Consider the following 12,240-nt stretch of genomic DNA (forward strand, 5'->3'; position numbering starts at 1 on the left):
CTCGTCTATGCTAATAGAAGTCTGTTAGTAACACAAAATCTGAACGCTTATTAATGAAAATTATTCATTTACATCAAGAAGAAACCGAACTTATAAAGTTGGCTGTCGAAAATAACCGACAAGCGCAACAGCAGATATACAGTAGGTTTTCTCCTAAAATGCTCAGTGTTTGTCGTCAATATATAAAAGACATTCAGTTGGCCGAAGATGTTATGATAACGGCTTTTATGAAAGTGTTTACCAATTTAAACAGATTTGAAAACAAAGGAAGTTTTGAAGGCTGGATCCGCAGAATTATGGTTAACGAATGTATTTCGTATTTAAGAGTTCAGAAAAAAGTAAAATTTGCCGAAGATGAAATTTATACAGAAGAAAGTTTTAATGAAATTGACAGCCAGTTTACGATAGATCAAATTCAGTTTTTAATTGATTCTTTGCCAGACGGATATAAAATGATTTTTAATTTATACGCTATCGAAGGTTACAAGCACAATGAAATTGCCAAGATGTTAGGAATCAATGAAGGAACATCAAAATCGCAATTATCGCACGCACGTAAAATGCTGCAAACACAAATTACTATTTTAAAAAAACAAGATAATGGAACCGAATAATTTTGAAAAGGATTTCCGTAAAAAACTAAATCAGCGCACAATAGCACCTAGCGATAAAGCCTGGGACCGACTAGATGCAATGTTGAGTATTGCCGAAGAAAAAAAACCGCTAGTTCGATCATTTCCAACTGCGAAAAAAAGTTGGCTGTATGTAGCTGCCAGCCTTGTTGGATTTTTATTGCTTGGAACTTTCTTCTTTCAACAAAAAAAACATGCAGTAGAAATGCCAAAAAATAATGTCGCTGTTGAAGAACACAGTCAAAAAGATTCGGTTATAAAACCTGTTTTACATACAAATGATTCAAATAAAATTTTAGTAGCGAGCAGAGAAGAGATATTTGTAAAAAAATCAAGTCAAAAAGAGAATCAAAAATCAAGTCAAAAATCAAATCAATTAATAAAAAAAGAGCAAAATCAAGTAGCGGAGTCTTCAATCATCATCAAAAACAATCAAGAAAAACAATCCATTAACAATCAAAATTCAATGGTCGAAACTTCAAAAAGTGAAAGTGCAGATCAGTTGTTATCCTCATCCAAAGAGCCTATGGTGGCAGAGCATTTGGCTAAACCAAAAACGAAAATAAAAATTAATGCTAACGATTTACTCGATCAGGTAGATGGCGAATTGGAGCTTTCGTTTAGAGAAAAAATGATTACCAAAGTCAATAAAAATTACCAGACGGTAAAAGTCGCGTTGGCCAATAGAAATCAGCAAGAATAAACTTTGACATCAATTTTATTTAGAAGTACAACAAACAATCATCAAATCATCAACAATCATTAAAAAAATCAATTATGAAAAATTTTACCGTTTACCTCGTTATTTTAGTTTTTTTATTTGTCAGTAAAGTGTTAGGCCAGGAAACATTTGAATCCAAAGCAAAAAAAATTGGCGATAAAATAGAGAAAATTACCAAAGAAGAGAAAGAAACATTAAAAGAAGAAGTAGAAGCTGTCAATGTTCAGTTGTCTGAAGGAAAAATCACAAAAGAGCAAGCGGATAAGCGTAAAAAAGAATTGGCAGAAGCCAGAGCCGTTATTATCGAGGAAAAAGTTACGCTGGCGCAAAACGAACTCAGCGATTTGGTACAGCAAAAAGTAGAGGGAAAAATTAAATCAGAAGATGGAAAACATTCCTATACCTTCAACTGGAACAGTAAAAATAGAGACAACGATTCGATACGCGGCGAGCGCAGAACTACTTCACAATTTGTATTTGCAGCGGGTTTAAACAATATAATGGTCGATGGAAAGCTTCAGGATGCTAAATACCGTTTTACAGGTTCACATTTTTATGAGTGGGGTCTGACTTACAATTCGAGGATCTTGAAAGAAAATAATTTGTTACATGCCAAATACGGACTTTCGGTTATGTACAATAATATTCGCCCAACAGATAATAAAAGCTTTGTAGTCAATGGCGATCAGACAGATTTGGTTACAAATCCTGTACATCTTAAAGAATCTCGTTTTAGAAGTGTGTATTTGGTTGCGCCAGTACATTTAGAATTTGATTTTTCGAAAGACGGACACAATGGCGATCAGCGCTATTTTAGAACGCATCAGGGATTTAGAATGGGGTTTGGAGGTTACGCAGGAATCAATGTAAAATCAAAGCAGATTTTACAGTATGAATCCGGCGATTTGAAAAGTACAGAGAAAACAAAAGGAGATTTTAATGTCAATAATTTTATCTACGGTCTGAGTTCGTATATCGGGTACGGATCAACAAGTTTGTATTTAAAATATGATTTGAATCCTGTGTTTAAAGATAATCTGGTAGATGAAAAAAATATTTCATTAGGAGTTCGTTTCGACTTGAATTAAAAAACAAGTTTGAATTAGTTAATTGTAAAAGTGCTTCAAAAGAGGCACTTTTTTTATTTAAAATCTTCCAATTTTCAAGAAGGATTTGCGTATTTTTGCAGGCTTTCAATTTTAATAAATATTTTACGTTTTGATTTCACAAAATACAATTGATACTGTTTTTGAAACTGCTCGAGTAGAGGAGGTTATTGGTGATTTTGTTAATTTAAAACGAGCAGGAAGTAATTTCAAAGGATTGAGTCCGTTCTCTGATGAGCGATCTCCTTCGTTTATGGTTTCTCCTGTCAAACAGATCTGGAAAGATTTTAGTACCGGAAAAGGAGGAAATTCTGTTAAATTCCTAATGGAGCATTCGCAGTTTACCTATCCGGAAGCCATTCGATATCTGGCCAAAAAATACAATATCGAAATTGAAGAAACCGAACAAACAGACGAAGAAAAAGCCATAACAGATGTGCGTGAAAGCATGTATCTGGTTTCTGAATTTGCTGCCAAATATTTTCAGGATGTCCTTTTAAATTCTGAAGAAGGCAAGGCAATTGGTTATTCTTATTTTAAAGAAAGAGGTTTTACCAACGAAACCATCAAAAAATTTGGCTTAGGATATTCTCCTGAAACTTGGGATGCTTTTACAAAAGAAGCATTAGGAAAAGGATATCAATTAGAGTTTTTAGAAAGTACAGGATTAACCATTGCAAGAGAAGATCGTCCGTTTGATCGTTTCAAAGGGCGTGTGATGTTTCCTATCCAGAGTATGTCTGGCCGTGTTTTGGGTTTTGGAGGTCGTATTTTAACCAATGATAAAAAAGCGGCCAAATACCTGAATTCGCCGGAAAGTGATATTTACCATAAAAGTAAAGTGCTTTACGGAATTTTTCAGGCCAAACAATCAATAGCCAAACAAAATAATTGTTATTTGGTAGAAGGTTACACCGATGTAATACAGTTTAACCAGGCCGGAATTGAGAATGTGGTAGCATCTTCAGGAACTGCTTTAACACCAGATCAGATTAGGTTAATCAATCGTCTGACAAGAAATATAACCGTACTTTTTGACGGTGATGCTGCAGGACTACGAGCTTCTATTCGGGGAATTGATTTGATTCTTGAAGAAGGAATGAACGTAAGAGTTTGCAGTTTTCCTGATGGAGAAGACCCAGACAGTTTCGCCAGAAAAAATTCTCATGATGATTTAGTAGCTTATTTAGAAGAAAATAGTAAAGATTTTATACAGTTTAAAGCTTCTATCTTGATGGGAGATGCTAAAAACGATCCTATAAAAAAAGCCGATTTGATTCGCGATATGGTCAATAGTATTTCTAAAATTCCAGATCGTATTCAACGCGAAATTTACATTCAGGAATGTGCCAGAATCATGGATATTTCTGAGCAGGTTTTGATGAGTACGTTGGCGCAGCTGATTCAAAAAGATATTGCAGAAGCAAATAAAAAGCAAAAGCAGGATCAAAAACCTTTTGAAGTTTATAGAAATCAAAAACCAAAAAATACTGGTTTTTCCGGAGGAGATCCGGAAGATCCAAGAGTAGGACCACCGGAAGATTATCTGGGAGAGTCGGGGTATATAAAAGAATCCGTAGAAAAAGTTGATATTTTATATCGTTTTGAAAGAAAGATTATAGAAATATTATTACTCTATGGTAATATAACTGAAGTTTTTGAAGATGTTTATTTTAAGTTAAATGACGAAGGAATAACTGAACAAATTGTTGAAAAGAGAGAGATGAAAGTTTATGATAAAATTTATCTGAGTTTGCAGGAAGATGAAGTTGAATTTTCAAATAATTTATTTAAAGATATTTATAATGATTTAATAAGTTTTTATCATCATCACGAAAATTTTAGTTTAGAGCAATATCTGATGCGTTTACATCCAGAATTTGCTCAGGAAGTGACTGATATTTTAATGGAAGATGAAAAAGTTTCTTTGCACAATTGGGAAGGCCAAAATATTTTTGCTAAAGATAAGTTTGCAACTGTAACATTAAACGTTTCTCAGACTATTTTGGCAATGCGCATGCTATTAATTATAAAGCTAATTGATGATTTAAAGAATTCATTATTAACAGATCCTAAAGAGGATAATAGCGAAGTTCTTTCTATGGCTAATGATTATAATGATTTAAAAAATAAAGTAGCGAAGGCGAAAGGAGTAGTGGTTATCAATTATCAATAATTAAAAAGCTCTATACAACCTGATAATTCAGATAATACAGAGCTTTTGTCTATGGTTGTTGATTACTCAAAATTAGTCAATTCTTTTTCGAAAAAACTAGGAAGAGTAATGTCGCGATACCATTAAATAATCTCTAAAGTCTTTGCTTTATTTACTAAATCTACTAAGTTAGTAACATTCAATTTAGTCAACAATCGTAACTTGTAAGTACTGATTGTTTTTTCGTTTAAACTTAAGATTTTAGAAATCTCATTGTTCTTTTTACCATCACTTAGGTAACGTAAAACTTCAATCTCGCGATTAGAAAGTTTTCTGTACAAACGTTCGCTCTTGCTTTGTTTAGCAATAAGGGCCATGTTTTTGCGAACGGTCTCGTTGATGATAATTTTTCCTTCTTGAACCTTGATAATTGAAATACCTAAGGTTTCTAATTTTTCAGTTTTGTGTACGTACCCTGATACTCCAGCTTTAATGGCGTTGGGAGCGTACATTTGCTCGGCAAGATCACTGAAAATTACAATTTTTGTTTTTGGAAAGCTTTTCAGTACAGATTTTACTTCAAATATACTCGAAAGACCTTCTAATTCTAGATCTAGAATTAGGATATCGATCTCCTTCGTTTGAAGAATATCTTTTACCATTGAAAAATTTCCTACGTTGGCAACGATCGAAATCTGATCGTGGTCTTTAAAATACGACTTTACGCCAAAGTGAGTCACAGGATGGTTGTCTGCTAGACATACTTTAATCATAGTTTTTACCTTTTTTAGAATTAATCATGTTTTTGGAGCTGTAAAATTAATAAATAAATTCTGTAATTAATTCTCTAAAAGTGTTAAAAATATTATTTTAACGTTTTTGGTATCAAACAAACGGGTATTGGTTCCATTTTATGCTTGTTGTTGGTGTTTAAACGTTTATAAATTTCAAAGACAGTTTTTTCTCTCTCTTTATAGTCAGATGCTGTGTTTCCTGACTCCGAGGCAAGCATGGCCCATTCAAGTTCATCATAACTGGCTCCTAATTGTTCTTCATCGGTTCTGTGGTCGCCAAATAATCCATCTGTAGGAGCTGCTGTTAAAATTGATTCCGGAACCTCCAAAAAAGCTCCTAAAGCATACACATCTGATTTCATTAAGTCAGCAATCGGACTTAAATCGACACCTCCATCTCCATATTTAGTATAAAAACCAACACCAAAATCTTCTACTTTGTTTCCAGTTCCGGCTACCAAAAGACCATGAATTCCTGCTAAGTAATATAAAGAAGTCATTCTTAAACGGGCTCTTGTATTGGCCAATGACAGGTGCATCTTGGGTTCATCAGTCGTAACGGGCATTGTGTCTTTAAAAGCTCCAAAAGCGGCCGTTAGATCTGTTTCTATACTCGAAACGTTTGGAAAACGCTGTTTCAATTGTTCAATGTGCTCTTTTGCTCTTGTTACATGGCTTTCGGCCTGGTGAATGGGCATTTCTACGCATAAAACCTTAAAACCTGTTTGCGCGCATAAAGTAGAAGTAACAGCAGAGTCAACTCCGCCAGAAATTCCAATCACAAAACCATTCACTTTTGCATTGTTAGCATAATTTTTTAACCACTCTACAATGTGAGTATTTACTTTTTCTGTCTGAATAGTACTTTTTTTCGCCATAATAATTCATGTTTTAAGATGCAGGGATGTATATTTGCAAAAATATTTTAAGTATTCAATTACTTAACAATATAGCAACACAAATCTAATTAAAATAAAATGAAAATTTATCGCTTTGTAGTGGTTCTGTGCTTGTTTTTTTTGTCCTGTGATCAAAAAACTAAAGTAGAAAAAGCAGTAGAAGAAATTCCGGTTGATATTAAAGTAGAACGGTTTGATAAAGTTTTTTTTGAAGCTAAGCCAGAAGATTTAGCCAAAGTAAAAAAACAATATCCTATCTTTTTTCCTCCGGGAAATGAGGATGCGGTGTGGCTAAGTAAAATGCAGGATCCGCTTTGGAGAGAAGTGTATACCGAAGTGCAAAAAAAATATAATAATTTCGAACCGGTTCGTCAGGAATTCAATGCCTTGTTTCAGCATGTGAAATATTATTTTCCAAAAACCAAAACGCCCAAAGTAATCACCGTTATTGGCGAGATGGATTATAATACCAAAGCTATTTATGCAGATGATCTTGTGGTAATTGCATTGGAGTTGTATTTAGGAAAAGAACATAAATTTTATGAATTTCCGAATTATTTGAAGCAAAATTTTGAAGAAAGACAGATCATGCCCGATGTGGTTGCGAGTTTTGCATTCAGAAATATTCCTCCTTTTCCTGATAAGACTTTGTTGTCTCAAATGATTTTTGAAGGAAAACAATTGTATACCAAAGATTTATTGTTGCCTTCGTATACAGATGCAGAAAAAATGGGTTACACGCCCGAGCAAATAAAGTGGTGCGAAGAAAATGAATCGTATATGTGGCGTTATTTTATAGAAAGTGAAATGTTGTTTAGCGCAGATCCTAAATTAACGACCCGATTTATGACTCCGGCACCTTTTTCTAAGTTTTATTTAGAAATAGACAATGATAGTCCGGGAAGAGTTGGCGCCTGGATTGGATGGCAAATCGTGCGTTCTTACATGAAAAACACTAATGCTACCTTGCCAGAATTGTTAAAAACCAACGCAAAAGAAATATTTGAAAAATCAAAATACAAACCTAAAAAGTAATGTCAGATACCAGAAACTCAGAAATTAGATTCAATATAGAATTAGACGAAAACCGCGTTCCGGAAAAATTATCGTGGAGTGCGCAGGACGGCGGAGTAGAAGCTGAAGAAGCCAAAGCGATTATGCTCTCAATTTGGGATAGCAGAGCCAAAGAAACCATGCGTATTGACTTGTGGACGAAAGATATGCCTGTAGACGAAATGAAAATTTTCTTTCATCAGACCTTGGTTGCTATGTCGGACACTTTTAGACGTGCTACTGATGACGAAAAAATGTCGGATACGATGAAAGATTTTTGTGATTATTTCGCTGAAAAATTAGAACTGACGAAGTAATCTATGTTCAATTATTAAATAGAAAAATCCAAATTCCAATTTAAATGATCTGGAATTTGGATTTTTCTATTTTGTTATTTAATCGATCTTTTCTTCAGGTCTTTAAAAATTCGTTTTAAAGCTCCCAGCATCAACTTATTTGCATTTTTGTAGAATGTTACATTGTCTATAAGCTTGCTTGATTTTTCTGTTTCCCACATTGATTTTGTATTTCCTTTGTGAGTGATACCCACTACATTTTGGGAATAAATGATTTGCTGCAAGTTCAAATCGTAAATTTCCAGAATTACAACGGCCTCATTTTTCCCTGACTCACTATCATCCTGATAAAGCTCTATGGTAGAAAAGTCACTTTTATTTTTCTTGGTTGAGATGTTAATAAAAAAGTCAAAACCAGTTCCGTCTTTGAGTTCTTTTAGCTTGAAACGATTAGGATTTAAATGAATTTTTCGTGTCACCAATAATCCATTGACGTCATTAATATAAAACAATCTGTCTCCTAAGCTTTTTCTAAAAAACGCTAAAGATTCTGAAGTCATTTTATCTTTAGAATTTTTGGGACAATCTAATTCATTCAAAAGCCACTTTCCCGATGAAAAATCAACTCCTGTTCTTTGTCCGGTCATGAACATGTAGCTTGATGATTGGCAAGAGGATAGAATTAAGAGAAAAAGGAATAGGACGGGTCTGAAATGCTTCATACACTGTATTTTATTGTTTTCAAATGTAGTTTAAAAAAGTTTTGTTTTAATTTATTGCCGCTATTTTCTTAAAGATTTTGACTACAAATAAAAATTTTAAATTTCAGTTTTAAATCTTGAAATTCAATTTTTTATCCTATCTTTGTTTGTAAGTTTTGGACTATAATTTTAATTCTTTAAAAATTAATTTTGTAAATTTTTTCTTTTTATTAGGGTTTAAATAACTTCATTATGAACTTTTATAATTTATTATCATGAAAAAATATTTACTCATTATTGCCTGTGGAGCATTTTTTTTCTCCCATGCACAAAAAAACTTTTGCTTTACTGATGAAATACAAAAAGAATTAGAAGCAAAAGACCCTTCCTTAAAAGAAAAAAGAGAAGCCAATGAAGCTAAATTTCGCTCCCTTGATATTCGAAAGTTTTTAAAATCAAAAGGAGCAACAGTAAATGCTAATACGAAATATACTGGAATCATGTACACCATTCCGATAGTTGTACATATCATAATTCCTAATAATGAAGCTATTGGAACATTATATAACCCATCTGATACTGAAGTACAAAAATGGATTGATAATCTTAACAAAATATTTGCAACCACTTATGGCGGAATTTTTTCTGCTGAAGGAGTTGGAAATAATGATGGTACTGTAATGCCGTTTAAGCTAGTATTGGCCAAAAGAACAAAAGACTGTTCAGAAACAACAGGAATCGTAAGATATGACGCCAGTACTTTAAGTAGCTATCCTACTAATGGTGTTGGAAGTTCAGGAGTACAGGCAGATGAAGTTAGAACTTTTGCACCTCATTGGCAGGAATCATCTTATTTTAATATATATGTTGTGAATACGGTTCGCTCTTTTGCAGGTTATCCGAGTAACCCTAATGCAAACTATGATGCTTTTCTCCAATCTAATTTAGTAACAGGTTCTAGTAATTTTGATGTATCAATATTACCCCACGAATTAGGTCATTCATTAGGTTTAATTCATACTTTTGATGGTAGTGATCCTGATGCTGCGGTTAAAGTATGTCCTGTTAATAATGATTGTACTATCGATAATGATAAAGTTTGTGATACTTCTCCTAATACTGCTTATCTCAATCCTCTACCCGATAATTCAATGACAAATCCTTGTACTAATCAATTATATGATGGAATACAATATAACATGATGAGCTATAATAGCAATAGAAAATTTACCCCGGGACAAAGAGATAGAGCTCTTTTGCAATTTTTAACTAATAGAGAAAACCTAACACAATCTTTAGGGGCAACTCCTTTAATAGATAATTCGGGTGGGGGTACATTGAAAGCTACAACTTGTACGATAGCGGATCCTATTAGTCATTATAATTATGGCGAAGGACCTACATTAGTGTCGTTAGGAAACATAAACAATAAAAGTGGTGGTAGAAGCACTTCTAATAAAGAATTTTATGTTAATTATTCTTCTCAAAATTGTATAAATTCTTCTGTATTTACTGATCTTTCGGTTGAACAAAACTATACACTTCAAATAAATATTACTGGAAACCCTCAATATATTCAAGCTTGGATAGACTATGATAATAGTGGTACTTTTGAAACATCCGAATTGGTAGCAAATTCTATTACAAAAGTACCTACTCCTAATGGATTTACAACTGATGCTATTTGGACGAAAAATATTGTTCCGCCTGTAACTGCAACGCTTAATACTCCTCTGAGATTCAGAGTAAGAGCAAGTGAGGAAACCGGAGTATGTACTACACCTGCCTATGGTCAGGTTGAAGATTATACAGTAACTTTAAAACCTTCCACTATTTTAAATACTAACGAACAAAAAGCGGATAGTAAATTCGTTATTGGTTATGCTAAAAAGGATAACAAATTAATCAGTAACAAAATTATCGGTAATTATAAAATATATGATATGTCTGGTAAATTGATTCAAAAAGGAACTAGTGATTCAAAAGAAGTTGATTTAACTTTTAGTCAATCAGGAGTTTACATTATTATGGTCAATTCGTATAGTATTAAATTCAATAAATAAAAAATTGTGTAAAATGAAAGGCTGTAATTTTTTTTTCTATAAAACTCTTCTATACTTCAATTGATATCACAATCTGGAAATCATCATTTGCTTTTGGAGAAAAAAGAAAAGTATTTTGATCTTTGGAAGGAGCAAAGTTTAGTGTAATTAAAAAATCCTAAATTCCAGTTTTAAAGCTTGAAATTTAGGATTTTTTTATTGATGTTTTAAAATTTAAAACTCGCTGTTATTCTTAAAAACGTCTTGATTTACTTCGTCTATATAGCTTAAAAGAGCTTCTTTTCCAGTGCCTTCTGTAGAAGAAGTTACAAAGTACTGCGGCATCTCTTCCCAGTTGTTGGCCATCATTTGTTTCTTGTAGGCTGCAATATGCGAGTCAACTTTCGTCTTGCTAATTTTGTCGGCTTTGGTAAAAATGATACAAAACGGAATCTCGCTTTCGCCCATGTACGACATAAATTCGATGTCTATGTTTTGTGCCTCGTGTCGAATATCAATTAAAACAAAAGCACAAACCAATTGTTCTCTGGTTTCAAAATAATCGGTAATAAATTGCTGAAAAACTGATTTTGTCTTTTTTGAAACCTTGGCATATCCATAACCCGGCAAATCGACCAAAAACCAATTGTTATTGATTTTAAAGTGATTGATTAATTGTGTTTTTCCAGGTCTGCCAGAGGTTTTCGCCAAACTCTTATGGTTGGTAATCATATTGATCAATGACGACTTGCCTACATTTGACCTTCCAATAAAAGCATATTCCGGCAAAAAGTCTTTGGGACATTTTGACACATCAGAATTACTAATGATAAATTCGGCTGTATTAATTTTCATGTTTTTTGGTTTTAAAAACCTCCTTAAGTCGAAAGTTGAATGCTATAAATTGGTCTTAGTAAGCCATTCTTCAAGAATAGTATTAAATTCCTGAGGGTGTTCCATCATAGCGGCATGTCCACATTTGTCTATCCAATACAAGGTTGAATTAGGCAATAATTTATTAAAATCTTCGGCCACATTTGGAGGCGTAACAGCATCATTTTTACCCCAAATAATACAAGTATCTACAGTCATTTTTGGCAAATCTTTTGCCATATTATGACGTATTGCACTTTTGGCAATAGTAAGTGTTTTGATTAGTTTGATACGGTCGTTTACCGTAGCATATACTTCATCTATAAGTTCCGGAGTCGCTATTTTAGGATCGTAAAAAACGTCTTCGGCTTTCTTTTTTATGTATTCGTAATCCCCTCTTTTTGGGTAGCTGTCGCCCATTGCGCTCTCGTAAAGACCAGAGCTTCCGGTAATTATAAGTCCTGCAACTTTCTCTGGGTACAATTTAGTATGATAAAGAGCGATATGGCCTCCTAAAGAGTTTCCTAACAAAATCACTCTGTCGAAACCTTTAAAAGTAATAAAATCTTTTACGTATTTCGCAAAGCTTTTTACATTGGTTTTTAAGATGCTCTGGGTGTAAATTGGCAAATCCGGAATCACAACTTTGTATCCTTTCGTTGGAAAATAGGCAGCAACTGCGTCAAAATTACTAAGACCTCCCATTAGGCCGTGTAAAATAACGATAGGAGTTCCCTCTCCAGCTTCATAATAGCTGTATTTACCTTCTTTTTTGTAATGTTTATCCATTTAATTTAATGCCAATTTCAATTTCGACAAATATAGGGTTTAATACATAAAAATGAATTTTTGAAAACCTTTTTTAACTACATAATTTTTTATTGATCAGTAAATGCTTAAAAATCAGTTGTATTTTGACTTTTGAATAGTATTATTTAATGTTAAAATAATAATCAAAAATCAATTTT

The 12,240-nt window shown here is 33.2% G+C and carries 12 protein-coding genes; 7 read left to right on the top strand and 5 right to left on the bottom strand.

The features are described from left to right. Nucleotides 1–53: 53 nt before the first annotated feature. The 4 genes from J3495_RS01055 (at nucleotide 54) to dnaG (ending at nucleotide 4,635) form a co-directional block, all read left to right on the top strand. Nucleotides 54–614 carry an RNA polymerase sigma factor gene (locus tag J3495_RS01055; protein ID WP_210664705.1) on the top strand — a complete coding sequence of 187 codons (561 nt, stop codon included), beginning with the start codon at nucleotides 54–56 and terminating at the stop codon, nucleotides 612–614. Beyond that, nucleotides 601–1,335 carry a hypothetical protein gene (locus J3495_RS01060; RefSeq protein WP_210664706.1) on the top strand — a complete coding sequence of 245 codons (735 nt, stop codon included), beginning with the start codon at nucleotides 601–603 and terminating at the stop codon, nucleotides 1,333–1,335. The genes J3495_RS01055 and J3495_RS01060 overlap by 14 nt, the downstream gene beginning before the upstream one ends. A gap of 74 nt (nucleotides 1,336–1,409) precedes the next feature. After that, the gene (locus J3495_RS01065) at nucleotides 1,410–2,441 is read left to right on the top strand and encodes a hypothetical protein (protein WP_210664707.1); all 1,032 of its coding nucleotides are present in this window, start codon (nucleotides 1,410–1,412) and stop codon (nucleotides 2,439–2,441) included. Nucleotides 2,442–2,571: 130 nt separating this feature from the next. After that, nucleotides 2,572–4,635, top strand: coding sequence for a DNA primase (dnaG, locus tag J3495_RS01070; RefSeq protein WP_210664708.1), 2,064 nt, complete (start codon nucleotides 2,572–2,574; stop codon nucleotides 4,633–4,635). 122 nt (nucleotides 4,636–4,757) lie between these two features. On the opposite strand, the gene J3495_RS01075 is transcribed toward dnaG, so the two are convergent. Both J3495_RS01075 and nadE read right to left on the bottom strand, forming a co-directional pair. Beyond that, complete coding sequence (locus tag J3495_RS01075) at nucleotides 4,758–5,387, bottom strand: response regulator transcription factor (RefSeq protein ID WP_210664709.1); 630 nt, start codon at nucleotides 5,385–5,387, stop codon at nucleotides 4,758–4,760. A gap of 92 nt (nucleotides 5,388–5,479) precedes the next feature. Next, nucleotides 5,480–6,286: an NAD(+) synthase gene (gene nadE / locus J3495_RS01080; protein ID WP_210664710.1), complete on the bottom strand. Its 807-nt coding sequence runs from the start codon at nucleotides 6,284–6,286 to the stop codon at nucleotides 5,480–5,482. 99 nt (nucleotides 6,287–6,385) lie between these two features. Here nadE and gldB point away from each other — a divergent pair, with 99 nt between their 5' ends. Next, entirely contained in the window at nucleotides 6,386–7,342 is a 957-nt protein-coding gene (gene gldB, locus J3495_RS01085) for a gliding motility lipoprotein GldB (protein WP_210664711.1), read from the top strand. Beyond that, nucleotides 7,342–7,677, top strand: a complete 336-nt coding sequence (gene gldC / locus J3495_RS01090; RefSeq protein ID WP_210664712.1) for a gliding motility protein GldC — start codon at nucleotides 7,342–7,344, stop codon at nucleotides 7,675–7,677. Before gldB ends, gldC begins: the two co-directional genes overlap by 1 nt. 74 nt (nucleotides 7,678–7,751) lie before the next feature. On the opposite strand, the gene J3495_RS01095 is transcribed toward gldC, so the two are convergent. Beyond that, nucleotides 7,752–8,303, bottom strand: coding sequence for a hypothetical protein (locus J3495_RS01095; protein WP_210664713.1), 552 nt, complete (start codon nucleotides 8,301–8,303; stop codon nucleotides 7,752–7,754). A gap of 329 nt (nucleotides 8,304–8,632) precedes the next feature. Between J3495_RS01095 and J3495_RS01100 the strand changes: the two genes are divergently transcribed. Then, a complete protein-coding gene (locus J3495_RS01100; protein ID WP_210664714.1) occupies nucleotides 8,633–10,420 on the top strand; it encodes a GEVED domain-containing protein in 1,788 nt (595 codons plus the stop codon). Nucleotides 10,421–10,633: 213 nt separating this feature from the next. On the opposite strand, the gene yihA is transcribed toward J3495_RS01100, so the two are convergent. Next, nucleotides 10,634–11,254 carry a ribosome biogenesis GTP-binding protein YihA/YsxC gene (gene yihA / locus J3495_RS01105; RefSeq protein ID WP_210664715.1) on the bottom strand — a complete coding sequence of 207 codons (621 nt, stop codon included), beginning with the start codon at nucleotides 11,252–11,254 and terminating at the stop codon, nucleotides 10,634–10,636. A gap of 42 nt (nucleotides 11,255–11,296) precedes the next feature. After that, a complete protein-coding gene (locus J3495_RS01110) occupies nucleotides 11,297–12,061 on the bottom strand; it encodes an alpha/beta fold hydrolase (RefSeq protein ID WP_210664716.1) in 765 nt (254 codons plus the stop codon). Nucleotides 12,062–12,240 lie beyond the last annotated feature (179 nt).

The sequence above is a fragment of the Flavobacterium geliluteum genome, assembly GCF_017948595.1.
GTDB lineage: Bacteria > Bacteroidota > Bacteroidia > Flavobacteriales > Flavobacteriaceae > Flavobacterium > Flavobacterium flavipigmentatum.

Bases quoted from the DNA above. Each gene is read 5' to 3' on its own strand.
- J3495_RS01100 (WP_210664714.1), top strand. From the start codon at position 8,633: ATGAAAAAATATTTACTCATTATTGCCTGTGGAGCATTTTTTTTCTCC.
- J3495_RS01110 (WP_210664716.1), bottom strand. From the start codon at position 12,061: ATGGATAAACATTACAAAAAAGAAGGTAAATACAGCTATTATGAAGCT.
- yihA (WP_210664715.1), bottom strand. From the start codon at position 11,254: ATGAAAATTAATACAGCCGAATTTATCATTAGTAATTCTGATGTGTCA.
- J3495_RS01095 (WP_210664713.1), bottom strand. From the start codon at position 8,303: ATGACCGGACAAAGAACAGGAGTTGATTTTTCATCGGGAAAGTGGCTT.
- nadE (WP_210664710.1), bottom strand. From the start codon at position 6,286: ATGGCGAAAAAAAGTACTATTCAGACAGAAAAAGTAAATACTCACATT.
- gldB (WP_210664711.1), top strand. From the start codon at position 6,386: ATGAAAATTTATCGCTTTGTAGTGGTTCTGTGCTTGTTTTTTTTGTCC.
- gldC (WP_210664712.1), top strand. From the start codon at position 7,342: ATGTCAGATACCAGAAACTCAGAAATTAGATTCAATATAGAATTAGAC.
- J3495_RS01055 (WP_210664705.1), top strand. From the start codon at position 54: ATGAAAATTATTCATTTACATCAAGAAGAAACCGAACTTATAAAGTTG.
- J3495_RS01060 (WP_210664706.1), top strand. From the start codon at position 601: ATGGAACCGAATAATTTTGAAAAGGATTTCCGTAAAAAACTAAATCAG.
- J3495_RS01065 (WP_210664707.1), top strand. From the start codon at position 1,410: ATGAAAAATTTTACCGTTTACCTCGTTATTTTAGTTTTTTTATTTGTC.
- J3495_RS01075 (WP_210664709.1), bottom strand. From the start codon at position 5,387: ATGATTAAAGTATGTCTAGCAGACAACCATCCTGTGACTCACTTTGGC.